The following is a 17,049-nucleotide window of genomic DNA, read 5'->3' on the forward strand; positions in this document are numbered from 1 at the left end:
TGAGGAATGGACGAGAAAATGTGGGATGTGTTGATTGAAGGCGGTGAAGTCATTGACGGCAGCAAGCGCCCGCGCTTTAAGGCCGATGTAGCGATCCAGGGGGATCGCATTGTGGCCATGGGCAATCTGCAAGGCCAGCTGGCGAAAAAACATGTGGATGCGCGTGGAAAAATCGTTGCCCCCGGCTTTATTGATGCCCACACCCACGATGACCATGCCGTGCTGTGCCAGCCGGACATGGTCTTTAAAGTCTCGCAGGGGGTGACCACCGTGGTCACGGGTAACTGCGGTATCAGTCTGGCCCCCATGCGCGAGGGGCAGTCCCTGCCTGCACCCCTGAATTTGCTGGGTGACGGCAGCCTGTGCTTTCCAACCTTCAAGGGTTATGTGCAAGCCTTGCAGGCCAACCCCAGTGCCGTGAATGTGGTGCCCATGGTCGGGCACGCCAATTTGCGCGTGTTGACCATGGACGATCTGGGGCGCACGGCCAGCGAACAAGAAATAGTGGCCATGCAGCAGTTGCTGGAAGAAGCGCTGGATGCCGGTGCGGTGGGCATGTCCACGGGGACCTACTATCCGCCTTCGGCCGCAGCAAGCACCGAAGAAGTGATTGGCGTCTCACGCCCGCTGGGCGCGCGTCAGGCCTTGTATGTCAGCCACATCCGCAATGAAGCCGAAGCCTGCATGGAAGCCGTGGAGGAAACCTTCTCGATTGGCGCTGCGGTGGATACACCGGTACTGCTCTCGCACCACAAGCACATGCGTGAGGCCAACTTTGGCAAATCCACCGAGACGCTGGCGCGCATTGCGCAGCAGATGCAGTGCCAGTGTGTATCGCTGGACTGTTACCCCTACAACGCCAGCTCCACCATGCTGCACCTGGATGAGGAACGCCTGCAGGGCAAGGTGGTGATTGCCTCCAGCGCTAGCCACCCGGAGCTGCGGGGCAAAGAGCTGGCGGACATCGCCTTGGCATGGGGCGTGTCCCGGGCTGAAGCCTCCCAGCGTTTGCAGCCGGCCAGCGCGATTTACTTCAGCATGGATGAGGCCGATGTGCAGCGCATTCTGGCCTTTGAGCCCACCATGATTGGCTCTGATGGCATTCCCACGGGCGAGCAGCCACACCCGCGTCTGTGGGGCACTTTCCCACGTGTGTTGGGGCACTACAGCCGCGATGTCGGTTTGTTCCCTCTGGAAACCGCCGTATGGAAGATGACCGGATTGACGGCCCAGGTATTTGGCCTGCAGGAGCGCGGTCTGTTGGCCCCCGGGCAGTTTGCCGATGTGACCGTGTTTGACGCAGTCACCGTCCAAGACACGGCCACTTACGAGCAGCCCAAGCAGGCCGCGGCGGGGATTGAGTGCGTGCTGGTCAACGGTCAGGCAGTCTATGAAAGACAAACCTGCACGGGAGCGCGGCCCGGACAAGTGTTGCAACGCCAAGCATCCACCACTGTTTAGCACACAGCGGCCGGCAGATTTTTGCCGGATGCGGCATGCTGTGCGACTTTGTGTGTGGTGCTGGCTGTGAGGCCAGCCTTTGACCGTGCAAGATCTTCAGCCAGACAACCGCCGTGGCGCTGTGCGCCAAGCCTTCCAAGCCATGCGCCAGCGCATGGTGGTCTCTTACCAGCACCTGCGTGTGGCCATGGCGCCGCACGGGCGAGCTGCTGCGGTGCGCATGCAACCGCTGTGGCAGCGTTTGCGGGCGTGGCGCTGGCAATGGGCTGTGGCGCTGCCTGCCGCAGGTCTGCTGTATGTACTGCTGCTGATCCCGTTTACGCCCAGCATCAGCGATATTCGCAAGGCCAAGCTGGAGCAACCTGCCCAGGTGCTTTCAGCCGATGGCAAAGAACTGGCCATTTTCAAGCGCAGCAATCGCTTGTGGGTCACGCTGGACCAGGTGGCACCGGCGGTGATCAAAGGGTTGATCGCGACCGAAGACCACCGTTTCTACGAACACCATGGCATGGACTGGCGGCGCACGGCGTCTTCGGCCTTTTTTTCGCTGCAAGGGGATTTGCAGGGCGGCTCCACGCTGACGCAGCAACTGGCGCGCAATCTGTATCCCGAAGAAATTGGCCGGGCTGCCAGTTTGAACCGCAAGCTCAAGGAAGCGATCACGGCGTTCAAGATCGAGGCGCTCTACAGCAAAGAAGAAATTCTGGAGACGTACCTCAACACGGTGCCCTTTCTCTATAACGCCTGGGGCATTGAGATGGCGGCGCGCACTTACTTTGACAAGCCTGCGGCCAAGCTGTCGGTGGTTGAGGCAGCCACGCTGGTGGGCATGCTCAAAGGCACCAGCTACTACAACCCGGTGCGCAATCCGCAGCGGGCCGTGGAGCGGCGCAACACGGTGTTGGCACAGATGGTCAAGCGCGAGGTGCTGTCGCCCGAAGAGTTCGAGCGCCTGAAAAAGCGCCCACTGACCTTGGACTTTGAGCGCCAGGACGTTCCCACGGGCATTGCGCCTCACTTTGCCCAGCAAGTGCGCAAGTGGTTGATTGATTGGGCAGATGGCAACGGCTACAACATCTATACCGATGGACTGGTCGTACACACCACGCTGGATGCACGCATGCAGGCCGTGGCCAATCAGGCTGTACGCACCCACACCCAATCGCTGCAGGCGATTGCCAATACCAACTGGGGCAAGCGTGACGGTTGGCATGCGGACAACCCTCTCGTGCAGGGACTGGTGCGCGAAAGCCGCGACTATGCTGTGCTGCGCGATCAAGGGCGCAGTGCGGAGGAAGCGCTGCAAACGCTGCTGAAGGACAAAACCTTTATGCAGCAGTTGCGCCAGGACAAAACACGCATGCAGGCGGGTTTTGTGGCGATGGACCCTGAAACTGCAGCGATCCGTGCGTGGGTAGGCAGCCGTGACTTCGCGGTCGATGCCTATGACCATGTGCAGCAGGCACGCCGCCAGCCTGGTTCTACCTTCAAACCGTTCGTGTATGGCGCGGCCTTGCAGGAGGGCTTGTCGCCCGACGATGAGCGGGTGGATACCGCCGTGGAAATTGCACTGCCTGGTGGTGAAGTCTGGCGCCCGACAGATGCAGGCCCCCCTTCGGGGCAAAGCATGCCACTGCGGGATGCCCTGGCCTATTCCAAGAACACCATCACGGCCCAACTGATGCAAGAGGTGGGGCCTGCACAAGTGGCGCGCTTGGCGCGCAACCTGGGGGTGCGTGCCAGCCACCTGGATGCCGTGCCTGCCTTGGCGCTGGGGGTGAGCCCGGTGACGCTGCTGGAGATGACCAACGCTTATGGCAGCCTGGTGCGTGGCGGGCAGTACCGATCGCCGCTGATGGTCACGCGCATTGAAGATCGCCGTGGCAAGGTCTTGGCGGAGTTTGCCCCTTTTGCGGCGGAAAAGGCCATGTCGCTGGAAGACAGTTATGCGCTGGTCGATATGCTGCGTGGCGTGGTGAACAAGGGCACGGGCCGAGCCATACGCCAGCGTTTTGGCATCAAGGACGATGTGGCAGGCAAAACCGGCACCACACAGAACAATGCCGATGGATGGTTTATTTTGATGCACCCCCACCTGGTGGCGGGTGCTTGGGCGGGTTTCAATGATGCGCGGATCACGCTGCGCAGCGATTACTGGGGCCAGGGTGCACGCAGTGCATTGCCCATGGTGGGGGATTTCACCGCCCAGGTCCTGCGCCGCAAAGACCTGGAGCGCCAGGCGCGCTTCACGCAGCCCGAGTCCTCGCACTGGTGGGCCACGCTGGCTGACGGTGTGCGCAGCCGAATGAACCGCTGGTGGGGAGACGATGCTGCGCCGCAGGAAGATGCCCCCAAGGCGCCTGTGCGCCATGTGCCGCACACGCCACCGGTGGCACCGCCGCCCGCTCAGCTTTCTCCTGCTGAGCCTTCGAACGGCGCGATTGAAGAATCCACCCCGGCATTGCCTGCGCAGGCGCAGCCCAGTGCGTCAACGCCTGCGGCGCCGTCGGGCGATGAGTTGGACCGCTGGATGCAAGACTGGTCATCCCAGGGCCTGGATACAGCACCCACCACGGACTATGAGCGCCAGCCCCCCGCCGTGTTGGGGCGACCCATGGTCGCCCCTTAACTGCAGCCGCTGGCTCGTGGGTACCACCGCCAGCCACTGCAACAAAAAAGCCGCACGCCCCGGAAAGGGCATGCGGCTTTTTTATGGGCTGACCATGGCGGCGCTAGGCCGCAAGGGGTCAGTTCACCATCAGGTGGAAGGGCCAGACATAGGCTTGCAGCGTCACGAAGATGCCCATCAAGCAGGCCAGCGCGATCGAGTGGAAGAACACATAGCGCAGGATGTCGCCTTCATGGTCGAACCAGCGGGTCGCGGTCGAAGCCACCACGATGGACTGGGCATCGATCATCTTGCCCATCACGCCGCCGGAGCTGTTGGCGGCGCCCATCAGGTTGGGCGACAGGCCCAGCTGCTCGGCAGCCACCTTTTGCATGCCACCGAACAGCACGTTCGATGCCGTGTCGGAGCCGGTCAGTGCCACGCCCAGCCAGCCCATCAAAGTGCCAAAGAAGGGGTAGAGGATGCCGGTTTTGGCAAAGGCCAGACCCAGTGTGGTGTCGGTGCCGGAGTAGCGTGTCAGCGTGCCCAGGGCCAGCATCAGCACAATGGTCAGCAGCGAGTAGCGCACCAGCCAGATGGTCTTGAAGAAGGTCGCCACGATCTTGATCGGGTTGTACTTCATGACGAATGCGCTGACGATGGCGGCCAACAAGATGGCGGTACCGGTGGCCGACAGCAGGTTCAGCACGTAGACGGCACCTTCCTTGGTCGGGCCAGCCACCACTGGGGGCATCTTCTCAATCATGTTGTGCAGGCCAACCATGGGGAAGGACGGCGCGAACAGCGAGTTCAGCCAGGCCTTCACGGGAGGCATGCCCCAGATGAACACAAATACGGACAGGATGACCCAGGGCGTCCAGGCGGCAATCAGTGCGCTCTTGCTGTGCTGCACGCGGGGCTGGGCGGGCTTGATTTCCGAAGCGCTGATGTCCTTGCCGCGAATGGCGGCCGAGGTCCAGATCTTCTTGGGCTGCCAGACACGCAGAAAGCCTACCAGGGAGATCATCGACACCAGGGCCGCGATGATGTCCACCAGCTCAGGCCCCATGAAGTTGGAGACCAGGTACTGGGGAATGGCGAACGACACGCCGGCCACCAGAATGGCGGGCCAGATTTCCATCATGCCCTTGCGGCCAGCAAAGGCCCAGATCAGCCAGAACGGCACCAGCACCGAGAAGAACGGCAGCTGGCGGCCAATCATGGCGGTCACTTCCATCAAATCGTAGCCGTGCACCTTGGCCAGTGTGATCACGGGCGTACCCAGCGCGCCGAAGGCCACAGGGGCGGTATTGGCGATCAGCGACAGGCCCGAAGCGGCCAGCGGCGAAAAGCCCAGGCCGATCAGGATGGCGGCGGTCACGGCCACGGGGGTGCCGAAGCCGGCAGCACCTTCAAAGAATGCACCAAACGAGAAGGCGATCAGCAGCAACTGAATGCGGCGGTCTTCCGTGATGCCGGACAGCGAGTCCTGGAGCACCTTGAAGCTGCCGTTTTGCTCGGTCAGCTGGTGCAGGAAGATGATGTTCAGCACGATCCAGCCAATCGGCAGCAGACCGGTGAAACCACCAAACAACGCAGCGCGGCCGGCCATGTCGGCAGGCATGCTGTAGACGAAAACTGCGATCAGCAGCGCGGCGATCAAGCCTGCTCCTGCAGCGATGTGGGCTTTCATGTGCAAAAAGCCCAAGCCCACCAGCATGACCACCACAGGAATGGCGGCCAGCAATGTGGAGATCCACATATTGCCCATCGGGTCGTAGATTTGTTGCCAAACCATGGTGACTCTCTCCTCTCGATTTTTAAAAGTTATGTTGAAGGAGGGCCATCGTCGCGATGGACGTGCACGCGACATAAGGGGTTTACCCGTGAGTCGGGCGCAGGGGAAAAAATATCAAACGCATTGCAAATGATTTCAGTGCGGGTTTGCTCAAGGGTCTGCGTGGAAAGTGATAGCACCTGCATCGGTTAATGTGTCGCTCATGACGATGAGCTTTTTGCAACTGGGGTGGCGCACGCTGTGGCGCGATGCGCGTGCAGGTGAGCTGCGCCTGCTGTGGGTGGCGGTGGCCCTGGCGGTGGCAGCGCTGACATCGGTGGCATTTTTTGCCAACCGGCTGGAGGCCGGGCTGGCGCGCGATGCCCAGCAGCTGCTGGGTGGGGATGTGGTCATTGCCAGCCATGACGCGCAGTTGCAGGCCTTTGTGCAGCAGGCACAACAAGAAGGACTGCGCCATGCCACGACGCTGAGCTTTCCCACCATGGCGCGTGCCACGCCCGAGCGCGGTGGCAATGCGCGCCTGATCGCCTTGAAGGCCGTGGAGCCGGGTTACCCCCTGCGCGGGCAACTGCGTGTGGCTGCTGCTGCGGGGCAAGCGGATGCGCCCACTGATCAGATCCCCGCTGCTGGGCAGGCTTGGGTGGATGCGGCTTTGCTGGCGGCGCTGGAGTTGCAGGTGGGCGATACCTTGCTGCTGGGCGATACCAGCTTGCGCATTGCACAACTGCTGACCGCCGAGCCTGATCGGGGTGCAGGTTTCATGAGCTTTGCACCGCGCGTGATGATTCATGTCCAGGACTTGGTGGCCACAGGCCTGGTGCAGCCCGCCAGCCGCATCACCTGGCGTTTGGCGGTGGCCGGGGATCAGCCCCCCGCACTGGCGCGTTATCTGGAGTGGGCCAAAGCACAAGTTGGTGAGCATGGCCGCGGTGGCCGCCGTGTGGAAACGCTGGAAAGCGGCAGTCCCGAGATGCGCCGCACGCTTGAGCGCGGCGAGAAGTTCCTGAGTCTGGTGGCGCTGCTGGCGGCCTTGCTGTCGGCGGTGGCTGTGGCGCTGGCGGCGCGCGCGTTTGCGCAGCGCCATCTGGATACGGCGGCCATGTTGCGCGTGCTGGGCTTGAGCCAGCGCACCATCGCCGCAGCGTACACGCTGGAGTTTGCACTGGTGGGTTTATTCGCCAGTGTGCTGGGCGTGGCGTTGGGTTGGGCTGTGCACCACGGTTTTGTGTGGCTGCTGGCTGGGCTGGTGGCCGATGGTTTGCCGGCGCCCAACCTTTGGCCCGTGGGCTTTGGGGTGGGGATGGGCATGACGCTGTTGCTGGCGTTTGGCCTGCCCCCCGTGCTGCAGCTGGCACAGGTGCCGCCGCTGCGCGTGCTGCGCCGCGATGTGGGGGGAATTCGGCCTGCCTCTGCGGGTGTGTTGCTGGTGGGGGTGCTGGGCTTTGCTGCATTGCTGATGGCGGTGAGCCGCGATGCAGCGTTGGGCGGGATTGCCGTTGGAGGCTTTGCCGTGGCCACGCTGGCGTTTGCGGGACTGGCCTGGCTGGCCGTGCAACTGCTGCGCCGTGCCATGCCCAAGGCGGGTGCGCCGCGCTGGCTGCTTTTGGCCACACGCCAGCTGGCTGCAAGGCCGGGCTATGTGGTGGTGCAGGTCAGCAGCCTGGCTGTGGGGCTGCTGGCTTTGGTGCTGTTGGCGCTGCTGCGCACAGACCTGGTCAGCAGTTGGCGCCAGGCGACACCACAGGATGCGGCTAACCGCTTTGTGATCAACATCATGCCGGATCAGGCCGAGGCTTTTCAGGCGCATTTGCGCGCAGCCGGGGTGTCGCATTACGACTGGTATCCCATGATTCGCGGGCGGCTTGTCGCGGTCAATGGGCGGGCCGTATCGCCGGACGACTATGTCAATGAGCGCGCCCAGCGCATGGTCGATCGGGAGTTCAACCTCTCCAGCACGGCGCAGCTGCCTGCCAAAAACCGGGTGGTGGCTGGCGCGTGGCACAGCGGTGAGGCCGAGGGTGCCAGCGTGGAAGAAGGCATTGCCAAGACGCTGGGCCTGCAGCTGGGCGATGCCCTGGAGTTTGACATTGGCGGCATGCGCCACAGTGCGCGTGTGACCAGTCTGCGCAAGGTGGACTGGGGCAGCATGCGGGCCAATTTCTTTATTCTCTTTCCTGTGGCGCAGGTCCCGGATGTGCCCGCCACCTATATGGCGGCCTACCGCGCACCGCTACAGACTGGGTTCGACAACGCGCTGCTGCGCCAATTCCCCAATGTGACGAATGTGGATATGGACAGCACCATTGCCCAGGTGCAGCGCGTGCTCAATCAGGTGATCCGTGCGGTGGAGCTGCTGTTTGCCTTCACGCTGGTGGCTGGTCTGGTGGTGCTGTTCGCAGCGGTGACGGCCACACGCGAGGAGCGTGCGCGGGAGTACGCCATCATGCGCGCCATGGGGGCGCAAAGCCGGTTGCTGCGCCAGGTGCAGCGGGCAGAGCTGGTGGGTGTGGGCCTGCTGGCCGGTTTTTTGGCCAGCGTGGTCGCCATGGCGGTTGGCTGGGCCCTGGCGCGCTGGGTGTTTGAATTTGCCTGGACGGCCGCGTGGTGGGTGCCTTTGGCTGGTGCTCTAGCGGGGGCAACACTGGCCTGGCTGGCCGGCTGGTGGGGACTGCGTGAAGTGTTGCAGCGCCCGGTGATGCACAGTTTGCGCGCGACAGCAGAGTAGATGAATTAAAAAAGTGAGCGGCTAGCCTGCGTGATGGCTTTGTTTTGTCTATCAAACACTTTGAAGTGATTTGTGGGTAAGTGCTGGATGCTCTTCTTTTTTATCAAATCCTTGCGTTAAAGCAGGATGACGTGCACACGCGTGCTGTTCCCATTGCCACATGTGCATTGCAGGCGCATGCTGGGTTCATGAGCACATTGACACACACCCAGATCCAGGCCCTTCAAAACACCTTGCTGCAGCGTGAAAAACAATTGCTGCAAGAAATAGAAGCTGCCGACGACGAGACAGAACAGCAGGCCGAGGACGCGGAGGATTTGCCGCGTGAGCCGGATGCCAACCAGACGCGCGACACGTCCGACCGTGAAGTGCGGCACGCCGAAATCATGCGCGACCGCCAGGAGCTGCAGGATGTGCGCGCCGCGCTGCAACGCGTGGCGGACGGCAGCTATGGCGAATGCATCGATTGCGGCAAAGGCATCGCGCTGGCGCGGCTGCAGGCTTTTCCTTCGGCCAAGCGCTGCATCCAGTGCCAGACGCTGTACGAAGCCAAGAAGCCACGACGCGCTTGACGCCGCATTCGCCACGGCACAGCGGGCAGCGCACTTAACCCCAGCGCAGCGGCTGCCTTGCTGCCGCTGGCACACTGGCAGCTTCTTACGGCCTGCCATCTGGGGTGGGCCGCTTGTTGTGAGTGCTGTGTGCTATGCAGATTGAAGAAAAACCTCCCTACGACACGCCCTTTGAATGGATCGGTGGTGAAGCCCCGGTGCGCCGCCTGGTGGATCGCTTTTACGATCTGATGGATCTGGAGCCCGGCTACGCCGAGCTGCGCGCAGCCCACGGCAGCACGCTGGAGGAGGCACGCCAGAAGCTATTCTGGTTCCTGTGCGGCTGGCTGGGTGGCCCTGACTACTTTGTCGAGCGTTTTGGCCATCCACGCCTGCGCATGCGCCACATGCCTTTTTCCATCGGCATTCTGGAGCGTGACCAATGGGTGGCTTGCATGGACCAGGCCATGTGCGAAACCGAGGTGCCCGCTGCGCTGCGGACGCGCCTGAAAGCCAGTTTTATGCAAACCGCAGACTGGATGCGCAACAAAGGCGTGTGAGTCTTTTTCTCATCGTGCTTTAACATGCTCTGACTCGATAGACATCAGGAGGGCAGGCAGATGGGAACAATGGGCTGGGTCGTGTTGCTGGCGCTGGTGGCGCTGGCCTTGTGGGCGGTGGCGGTTTACAACCGGCTGCGCCAGTTGCGCAATCGTGTGGAAAACGCATGGGCACAGATTGATGTGCAGCTCAAACGCCGTTATGACCTGATCCCCAACCTGGTGGAAGTGGCGCGCGGCTATATGCAGCATGAAGCCACTACGCTGGAAGCCGTCACGCGTGCGCGTGGCCAGGCGGTGCAGGCCAGCGATGCTTTGCGCAATCATGCACGCGGCGCGCAGGAGCTGGCCGCCTTGTCAGCCGCTGAGCAGGCGCTGGGGGGCAATCTGGGCAAGCTCATGATGGTGGTGGAGAGCTACCCCGAGCTGAAGGCCGATGCACAAATGCAACGCCTTAGCGAAGAAATTTCCAGCACCGAAAACCGCATTGGTTTTGCGCGCCAGGCGTACAACGACCAGGTCATGGAATTCAACGACAAAGCTAGCCAGTTCCCGGATCTGCTGTGCGCACGCCTGCTGGGCTTTGCACACGAGGACATGCTGCAATCGACCACGAATGCGCAAGAGCGCAGCGCACCTCAGGTGCGTTTCTAAGGTTCAGCTCCCTGCATCATGCGTTTTTGGGATTGGCAAACCGATGCACGGCGCTCTACGCGCTGGCTGTTGCTGCTGTTTGGCCTCTGTGTGGTGTTGGCACTGGCCGCCGTGCACGGCGGTCTGACGCTGGCGTGGCTGCTGCTTTTCGCGCAGTTTGACTATCCCAAGGGCTTTGTCGCGGTCAATATTGGGGTGACCTTGTTTCTGATTCTGGGCGGCTGGTGGCTGACCTATGAGCAGCTCAGCGAAGGCGGGCACAAGCTGGCGCAGCGCATCGGTGCGCGTGAAGCACGGCCCGCGCAGTCACCGGCTGAACAGCAGCTTTGCAACATCGTGCAGGAAATGTGTGTGGCGGCGCAGATGCGCTCCCCCCTGGTGGTGGTGCTGGCACGTGCGGAAGCGATCAACGCTTTTGCGGCCGGCTGGACCGATGAAGACGCAGTGGTGGCCGTGACCCAGGGCGCACTGGACTATCTTTCGCGCGATGAAATGCAGGGGCTGGTGGCGCATGAGCTGTCCCACCTCAAGGAAGGCGATACGCGTCTGAATATGCAGCTGGCTGGCATGGTGAGTGGGCTGGAGCTGGTCTACCACTTTGGCGAGAGTTTGCGTGAACGCGGTGGGCTGGGCTGGTGGTTTGGCAATGCCGTGATGGCGGCTGGCTGGGTGGGCTGGTTCAGCGGCCAACTGCTCAAGGCGGCCGTTTCGCGCCAGCGCGAATACTTGGCCGATGCCCGCGCCGTACAGTGGACGCGCAGCCGCGATGCCTTGGGCGGTGTGCTGCGCAAGGTGATGACGCAGCGACGCATGGCACAGGGTTTTGCGGGTGGCTGGCAGGCCGATCACCGCAGCCACACAGGCTTGAACCACCCCTTGGTACAACACATGCTGCTGGCGGAAACGCCGCACAGCAGCAAACTGGAGCACTGGCTGGATGCGCATCCGCCGCTGGAGGCACGCGTAGCGCGTATTTATGGCCGCCCCATGCGTGGTCTGCCTTTGGCGAATGACGTGCGTGCGCCCTAGCGCTAGGCTCGAAAGTCTGACGATGTCTGCTCCCCGTTCCACCATGTCCTGGCAGTTGTTGCGTGCGGTGCCTGCTTTCGCCCACCTGGATACGGCGCGTTTGCAGGTGCTGGCACAGCAAATGCGCTGGTGTGTCCTGGAGGCAGGTGATGTCGTGAACGCGCCATTTCATGAGTCCAGGGTGCATGTGCTGCTGTCAGGGCAGTTGCAGGTGTCGTGTACCAATGTGCAGGGTAAAGAGATGCTGCTGGGGGAGCTTTTTCCGGGGCAGTTGTTTGGCAATACCCTGGAGACGGCGTCGATCCCGCGTGCCATGCGTGTGGTTGCGACGGAGCCCACGTTGCTGACCGTTCTGGATAAAACGGAGGCAGAAGCGCTGCTGCTGGTGGACTCTGTCATTGTGCTGGGTATCTTGAACAATGCCACGGACCTGTTGTGGCAGCTGGTGGAGCGTGTGGTGGATATGGGGACATTGAATGTCCGCAGCCGCCTGCACATGCGGCTGCTGGGCCTGGCACAGCGCCAAAGGGTGGTGGGCAACCAGGTGGTGCTGTCTCCGAGTCCGACACAGGCCAGTCTGGCTGCATTTTTGGGTGCCAGCCGGGAAGAGGTGGCGCGCGAGATGTCGCGCCTGGTGCGACTGGGCTTGCTGCAGCGCCAGGGGCGCAGCATTGTGCTGTGCAATGTGGATGGCTTGATTGCACTGGCCGAGGCGCAGTGAATACGGCCGCTGGGCCGCTTGGTGTATGGCGTCTTGGCATGGCTCATACCGCGCTTGCTACGGTTTTTACATCTTCAACGTGAGAAAACGCACAGACACCCGCGGCGGTGCAGCCGACACTCCTTACCCATGAAGTGCCACTGGCGTCGCCGGTGCCTTCAGGTCAGTGAAGGAGTTTTTGAATGTTTGACCGATTTTTTGCATGTGCTGTGCTGGCATTGGGTTGCAGTGCGGCAGCCCATGCGCAAAGTACCCCAACAGTTTCTGCACCCGATGCAGCCCCAGGCTTGAGCCGCGAACAAGTGCTGGCCGATTTGCAGCAGTGGCATGCAGCTGGCATGACGTTTGTGGCCAATCCCACAGGCTATAGCGACAGTGCTCAAAGCCCTGAATACCAGCGTTACCTGCAGCAAAACCGTGCATCCACGGCCACGCAGTCGTCTGCGTCGTCTGTGCCGGCTGCATCCCCAGCGGTTGCGCCGCAAGGCACCGTGTCTCGGCCTTGATGGAGATAACGATAAAAATCACAGCCCAACAGGGCATACCAGCGATGTAACGCTCTTTGAAGATTCAGGATGCACAGCCTGCCAGGCTGCTGAAAGTGACAAGGGCATACAAGTAAGGGCAAGCCATCTCACGATGACTTGCCCTTTTTTTGCGCTGGCTGTGCTGCTTACAGCGACATTTGTGCGCGGCGGATCACGTCGGTGAACTTCTTGGTCTCATCGGCCATGAATTTCTGGAACTCCGCTTCGGAGGGGAAGTAGCTTTCATAGCCGAAGGTCTGGAATTTGGGCTGAATATCCGGATCGCGCAGGGCAGTGGTCACATCCTGGCGAATCTTGGCGACCACGGCATCGGGTGTCTGGGGCGAGACGGCGAAGGCATTCCAGCCTGTGACGATGGCTTCGGCAGGACCGCCGGATTCGGCGATGGTCGGCACATCTTCATAGCCCTTGAGGCGGTGCGGAGCCATGACGGCCAGGAAGCGCAGCTTGCCAGAGCGTGCCAGGGGGCCGGCAGTGCCGGACGAGCCCAGGGCAAACGCCAGTTCGCCGTTAGCGACGCTGGTGTAGAGCTGGCTGGTTTCCTTGAAGATGACGTGTTCCATCTTGGTGCCTGTCAGCGACTCCAGCAGCGCCGAGCCCAGGTGCACGGGGTTGCCCACAGACCAAGAGCCGTAGTTCAGCAGGCCAGGCTTGGCCTTGGCATCGGCAATCAGGTCTGCCACGGTTTTGTAGGGGCTGTCATTGGCCACGCAGACAAAGAAGAAGGTGCGGAACAGGGGCAGCACGATCTTGAAGTCCTTCTGGACGTCGTAGGGCAGCTTTTTGAACAGCGCGGGGTAGGCCGCGATGTGCACATTGTCCAGCTGGATGATGTCCGTGCCATCGGTGGCACCACGCTTGAACGCATCGATGGCAATGAAGCCGTTGCCGCCAGGACGGTTTTCCACCACCACGGGGTGGTTCCACAGGCGTCCGAGCTTTTCGGACAGGATGCGCGAAGTGCCATCAGGGCCGCCACCAACCGGGAAGGGGTTGATGATGCGCACCGACTTGGTGGGCCAGTTGGTCTGGGCACGCAGGCCGCTTACGGCGCTCAGGGCCAGAGCGCCCAGGGCCATGCTGGCACTGCGGCGCGTCATTTTGGATGAAGAGAAGGTCATGTTGTCTCCAGAAGGCCTGTGGTTGTGCGGGCAAAGCCCCTTGTTGTCATGCAAACCAGGTATAGCTGTAACCGCTATTTAGACTTGGTCTAAATGGATTGTCTCAAGATAGGGCAAAATTTCCAGCAATCTCTTCGGCTAACAGGTATAACAAAGCAGCATAGCTGATTGGTGTATTCCCTAGGCTGTGCGTACAGGGCGTGCGCTCTTTCTCCGGTGTCTTGCTTACAGGCCTGAATCATGAATCTGCAGCAAATCGAAACTTTTGTGCATGTCGCGGAAACCGGCAGCTTCAGCAAGGCCGCCTTGCAGCTGGATATTGCACAGCCTGCGCTGAGCCGCCAGGTGCGTGCGCTGGAGATCGAGTTGCGCGAGACCTTGCTAATTCGTACGGGCCGTGGTGTCGCGCTGACCGATGCGGGCCGTCGTTTGCTGGAGCATGGCCACGGCATCATGCAGCGTGTGGCCTTGGCCAAAGAAGATCTGGGCAGTCACCGGGATGAGCCGGTAGGGCGCATTGTGGTGGGTTTGCCACCCAGCCTGGCGCGCAGCTTGACGCTGCCGCTGATTGATATCTTCAGCAAGGAAATGCCCAAGGCGCGGCTGGCTGTGGTGGAAGGCTTTTCCGTGCACATTGCGGAGTTGCTGATGTCCGGGCGCATGGATCTGGGTCTGGTCTATACCCCAGAGCCGAATGCGAACATCGAGGTACAGCCTTTGCTGGAGGAGGCGCTGTGCCTGATTGGCCCGGGCCCAGCACTGCAGGGGCGCGAACGGGTGCTGTTCAGTGAGTTGTCGCAGTTTCCATTGATCATGCCGCAGCACGGGCAGATCTTCCGCAAGCTGATGGAAGCCCAGGCCACGCTGTCCCAGGTCAAGCTCAATGTGGTGTGGGAGGTGTCCAGCGTTCCTACCATTCTGGATTTGGTGCGCCGTGGCTACGGCTATGCAGCGCTGACAGCCAGTGCACTGCACCACGCAGCAGGTGATGCCAGCTTGGCGGTGCTGCCGATTGTGCAACCCGGCATTGTCAGCACCTTGTGCCTGGTGCAGTCTTCCAAAAAACAGGCCACACCGTTGATGAAGCACACGGCCGAAGTGCTGCGCAAGCTGAGCCAGCGGGCCAAGGTGTAGCCGAAGCGGCGTACGGCTGCGGCAGCGTTCAGCGAGGCCTACAGCATCGGCCGCAAATCGCGGGCGGCTTCTTGCAGCAGTGGCAGCAACTCTTGCTGCATACGCTGCATGCTCATGCGTTGCGGATGGCACACCACATTCAAGGCCGCCAGTGTGTGGCCCATGCTGTTGCGCAGTGGAACAGCCAGGGCCTGCACGCCCAGTTCATGCTCTTCACGGGCTGCCGCAAAGTCTTGCTGGCGCACGGCATACAGCAGCGATTGCAATTGTTGTGCGGAGGTGACGGTATGCGCTGTCAGCCGTGGCAGGGTGTGGCTGCGCAGCCATTGCTCCAGCGTTCCATCATCCATGCTGGCGAGCAGCACCCGGCCCGTGGATGTGGCGTGTACCGGCAGCCGGCTGCCCAGGTGCAGGCCGTGGGCCAGGCGCCGTTCGGCTTGCTCAGATGTGGCGCTGCGCGCCACGATCACGATTTCATCGCCGTCCAGCACCACCGCAGAGCACGACAGTCCGGTCTGCACGGCCAGCCGCGTCAGTGTGGGCTGCACGGTGCGTGGCAGGCGGGCAGAGGCCAGGTAGCTGCCCGATAGGCGCAGCACCTTGGGGGCCAGCCAGAAATGTTGGCCATCGCTTTCCAAGTAGCCCAGGTGTGCCAGTGTCAGCAGGTGGCGCCGCGCTGCTGCCCGTGTGATGCCAGCGCGTTGCGCGGCCTGCGTGGCATTCAGGCGCTGGCGCTCGGTGTCAAAACTCTCCAGCACGGCCAAGCCTTTGGCCAAGCCAGCAATGTAATCCGCGTGGGCGATGTCAGGCATGCGAGATGAATCCGATGTTTTGCGCGATCATCGCACAAGCTGCGCGATGATCGCGCAAAGCACATGGGGAGTGCATGGTGCTTGATGTGCCGCAAAACTAGGCTTGGGGCTTCGGAATTCAAAAGAACATACGGAGACATCCCATGCACACCCCCGTTGCCATCATTGGTGCAGGCCCTGCCGGTCTGCTGCTCGGTCAGCTGCTGTACAAGGCGGGCATTGACAACATCATCTTGGAGCAGCGCAGCGCCGACTATGTGCTGGGCCGTATCCGCGCCGGGGTGCTGGAGCAGGTGAGTGTGGATTTGCTGGAGGCGGCTGGTGCGGCCGAGCGCATGCATGCCGAAGGTCTACCGCACGAGGGTATTGAGCTGCTGTTCGAGGGGCAGCGCCACCGCATTGACCTGCATGCTTTGACCGGCGGCAAGAGCGTGATGGTCTATGGGCAGACCGAGGTCACGCGTGACCTGATGGCGGCACGTGCGGCGGCGGGATTGACCACGGTCTATGAGGCAGCCCATGTGCAGCCCTTGGGCTTTGACGGGGAGCAGCCGCGCGTGACCTATGAAAAAGACGGCGTCCAGCACACGCTGGAATGCGACTTTATTGCCGGTTGTGATGGCTTTCATGGCGTGTGCCGCGCAAGCGTCCCGCCAGACCAGATCAAGACCTTTGAAAAAATCTACCCCTTTGGCTGGCTGGGACTGTTGTCGGACACGCCGCCTGTCTCGGACGAGCTGATCTATGCCCACACCGAACGTGGCTTTGCCCTGTGCAGCCAGCGCAGCCGCACGCGAAGCCGCTATTACCTGCAGGTGCCGCTGACCGACAAGGTCGAGGACTGGAGCGATGCGCGTTTCTGGGAGGAGCTCAAGTTGCGCCTGGACCCGCAAGCGCGCGCCAATCTGGTCACAGGTCCTTCGCTCGAGAAAAGCATTGCCCCGCTGCGCAGCTTTGTGACCGAACCCATGCGCTTTGGCCGCATGTTTTTGGCGGGAGATGCGGCCCACATCGTGCCGCCCACGGGTGCCAAGGGGCTGAATCTGGCGGCGTCTGACGTGGGCTATCTGCACCAGGCGCTGGTGCAGTTCTACCAGCAAGGATCGGGCGAAGGGATTGCACTGTATTCGGAGCGCTGTCTGCGGCGCATCTGGAATGCCGAGCGCTTCTCGTGGTGGATGACATCGATGCTGCACCACTTTCCGGAAAACGGCGACTTCGGCGCCAAGATGCAGCAGGCCGAGCTGGGCTACACCGTGCGTTCGCGGGCAGCGGCCACGGCGTTGGCAGAGAACTACGTCGGTCTGGCGCTGTAAGAGGCAGCAGG

Annotated in this window: 14 protein-coding genes; 11 read left to right on the forward strand and 3 right to left on the reverse strand. The window is 61.8% G+C overall.

Annotation, left to right across the window (positions count from 1 at the left end; all coding sequences use genetic code 11):
* Positions 1–6: 6 nt before the first annotated feature.
* Together AC27VO_RS03325 and AC27VO_RS03330 are read left to right on the forward strand one after the other, a co-directional pair.
* Positions 7–1,461 carry an N-acyl-D-amino-acid deacylase family protein gene (locus AC27VO_RS03325; RefSeq protein WP_488665277.1) on the forward strand — a complete coding sequence of 485 codons (1,455 nt, stop codon included), beginning with the start codon at positions 7–9 and terminating at the stop codon, positions 1,459–1,461.
* 121 nt (positions 1,462–1,582) lie between these two features.
* Positions 1,583–4,090: a penicillin-binding protein 1A gene (locus tag AC27VO_RS03330; RefSeq protein ID WP_488665529.1), complete on the forward strand. Its 2,508-nt coding sequence runs from the start codon at positions 1,583–1,585 to the stop codon at positions 4,088–4,090.
* A gap of 118 nt (positions 4,091–4,208) precedes the next feature.
* Here AC27VO_RS03330 and AC27VO_RS03335 read toward each other — a convergent pair whose 3' ends face one another.
* Positions 4,209–5,867 (reverse strand): L-lactate permease, encoded by a 1,659-nt coding sequence (locus AC27VO_RS03335; RefSeq protein ID WP_488665278.1) that lies wholly within the window; start codon positions 5,865–5,867, stop codon positions 4,209–4,211.
* A 202-nt stretch (positions 5,868–6,069) separates the two neighbouring features.
* On the opposite strand from AC27VO_RS03335, the gene AC27VO_RS03340 reads away from it, so the two are divergent.
* From AC27VO_RS03340 to AC27VO_RS03370, 7 genes are all read left to right on the forward strand, one after another.
* The gene (locus AC27VO_RS03340) at positions 6,070–8,592 is read left to right on the forward strand and encodes an ABC transporter permease (protein WP_488665279.1); all 2,523 of its coding nucleotides are present in this window, start codon (positions 6,070–6,072) and stop codon (positions 8,590–8,592) included.
* Between the two features lie 188 nt (positions 8,593–8,780).
* Complete coding sequence (locus AC27VO_RS03345) at positions 8,781–9,164, forward strand: TraR/DksA family transcriptional regulator (RefSeq protein WP_488665280.1); 384 nt, start codon at positions 8,781–8,783, stop codon at positions 9,162–9,164.
* Between the two features lie 134 nt (positions 9,165–9,298).
* Entirely contained in the window at positions 9,299–9,703 is a 405-nt protein-coding gene (locus AC27VO_RS03350) for a group II truncated hemoglobin (protein ID WP_488665281.1), read from the forward strand.
* Positions 9,704–9,763: 60 nt separating this feature from the next.
* Complete coding sequence (locus AC27VO_RS03355; protein WP_488665282.1) at positions 9,764–10,357, forward strand: LemA family protein; 594 nt, start codon at positions 9,764–9,766, stop codon at positions 10,355–10,357.
* Between the two features lie 18 nt (positions 10,358–10,375).
* Positions 10,376–11,386, forward strand: coding sequence for a M48 family metalloprotease (locus AC27VO_RS03360; RefSeq protein ID WP_488665283.1), 1,011 nt, complete (start codon positions 10,376–10,378; stop codon positions 11,384–11,386).
* 22 nt (positions 11,387–11,408) lie between these two features.
* Complete coding sequence (locus AC27VO_RS03365; RefSeq protein ID WP_488665284.1) at positions 11,409–12,107, forward strand: Crp/Fnr family transcriptional regulator; 699 nt, start codon at positions 11,409–11,411, stop codon at positions 12,105–12,107.
* Between the two features lie 182 nt (positions 12,108–12,289).
* Positions 12,290–12,613 (forward strand): DUF4148 domain-containing protein, encoded by a 324-nt coding sequence (locus AC27VO_RS03370; RefSeq protein WP_488665285.1) that lies wholly within the window; start codon positions 12,290–12,292, stop codon positions 12,611–12,613.
* 167 nt (positions 12,614–12,780) lie between these two features.
* Here AC27VO_RS03370 and AC27VO_RS03375 read toward each other — a convergent pair whose 3' ends face one another.
* Positions 12,781–13,776, reverse strand: coding sequence for a Bug family tripartite tricarboxylate transporter substrate binding protein (locus tag AC27VO_RS03375; RefSeq protein WP_488665286.1), 996 nt, complete (start codon positions 13,774–13,776; stop codon positions 12,781–12,783).
* 240 nt (positions 13,777–14,016) lie between these two features.
* On the opposite strand from AC27VO_RS03375, the gene AC27VO_RS03380 reads away from it, so the two are divergent.
* Positions 14,017–14,910, forward strand: coding sequence for a LysR family transcriptional regulator (locus AC27VO_RS03380; protein WP_488665287.1), 894 nt, complete (start codon positions 14,017–14,019; stop codon positions 14,908–14,910).
* A 38-nt stretch (positions 14,911–14,948) separates the two neighbouring features.
* On the opposite strand, the gene AC27VO_RS03385 is transcribed toward AC27VO_RS03380, so the two are convergent.
* Complete coding sequence (locus AC27VO_RS03385) at positions 14,949–15,722, reverse strand: IclR family transcriptional regulator domain-containing protein (protein WP_488665288.1); 774 nt, start codon at positions 15,720–15,722, stop codon at positions 14,949–14,951.
* Between the two features lie 143 nt (positions 15,723–15,865).
* Here AC27VO_RS03385 and pobA point away from each other — a divergent pair, with 143 nt between their 5' ends.
* Positions 15,866–17,038, forward strand: a complete 1,173-nt coding sequence (gene pobA / locus AC27VO_RS03390) for a 4-hydroxybenzoate 3-monooxygenase (protein WP_488665289.1) — start codon at positions 15,866–15,868, stop codon at positions 17,036–17,038.
* Positions 17,039–17,049: the final 11 nt, after the last annotated feature.

The organism is Comamonas sp. 14P8.1.4, assembly GCF_057799285.1.

What these genes read in the sequence shown, in the direction of transcription:
- AC27VO_RS03355 (WP_488665282.1), top strand. Translation starts at nt 9,764, where the DNA reads ATGGGAACAATGGGCTGGGTCGTGTTGCTGGCGCTGGTGGCGCTGGCC.
- AC27VO_RS03385 (WP_488665288.1), bottom strand. Translation starts at nt 15,722, where the DNA reads ATGCCTGACATCGCCCACGCGGATTACATTGCTGGCTTGGCCAAAGGC.
- AC27VO_RS03335 (WP_488665278.1), bottom strand. Translation starts at nt 5,867, where the DNA reads ATGGTTTGGCAACAAATCTACGACCCGATGGGCAATATGTGGATCTCC.
- AC27VO_RS03380 (WP_488665287.1), top strand. Translation starts at nt 14,017, where the DNA reads ATGAATCTGCAGCAAATCGAAACTTTTGTGCATGTCGCGGAAACCGGC.
- AC27VO_RS03360 (WP_488665283.1), top strand. Translation starts at nt 10,376, where the DNA reads ATGCGTTTTTGGGATTGGCAAACCGATGCACGGCGCTCTACGCGCTGG.
- AC27VO_RS03350 (WP_488665281.1), top strand. Translation starts at nt 9,299, where the DNA reads ATGCAGATTGAAGAAAAACCTCCCTACGACACGCCCTTTGAATGGATC.
- AC27VO_RS03375 (WP_488665286.1), bottom strand. Translation starts at nt 13,776, where the DNA reads ATGACCTTCTCTTCATCCAAAATGACGCGCCGCAGTGCCAGCATGGCC.
- pobA (WP_488665289.1), top strand. Translation starts at nt 15,866, where the DNA reads ATGCACACCCCCGTTGCCATCATTGGTGCAGGCCCTGCCGGTCTGCTG.
- AC27VO_RS03325 (WP_488665277.1), top strand. Translation starts at nt 7, where the DNA reads ATGGACGAGAAAATGTGGGATGTGTTGATTGAAGGCGGTGAAGTCATT.
- AC27VO_RS03370 (WP_488665285.1), top strand. Translation starts at nt 12,290, where the DNA reads ATGTTTGACCGATTTTTTGCATGTGCTGTGCTGGCATTGGGTTGCAGT.
- AC27VO_RS03365 (WP_488665284.1), top strand. Translation starts at nt 11,409, where the DNA reads ATGTCTGCTCCCCGTTCCACCATGTCCTGGCAGTTGTTGCGTGCGGTG.
- AC27VO_RS03345 (WP_488665280.1), top strand. Translation starts at nt 8,781, where the DNA reads ATGAGCACATTGACACACACCCAGATCCAGGCCCTTCAAAACACCTTG.
- AC27VO_RS03340 (WP_488665279.1), top strand. Translation starts at nt 6,070, where the DNA reads ATGACGATGAGCTTTTTGCAACTGGGGTGGCGCACGCTGTGGCGCGAT.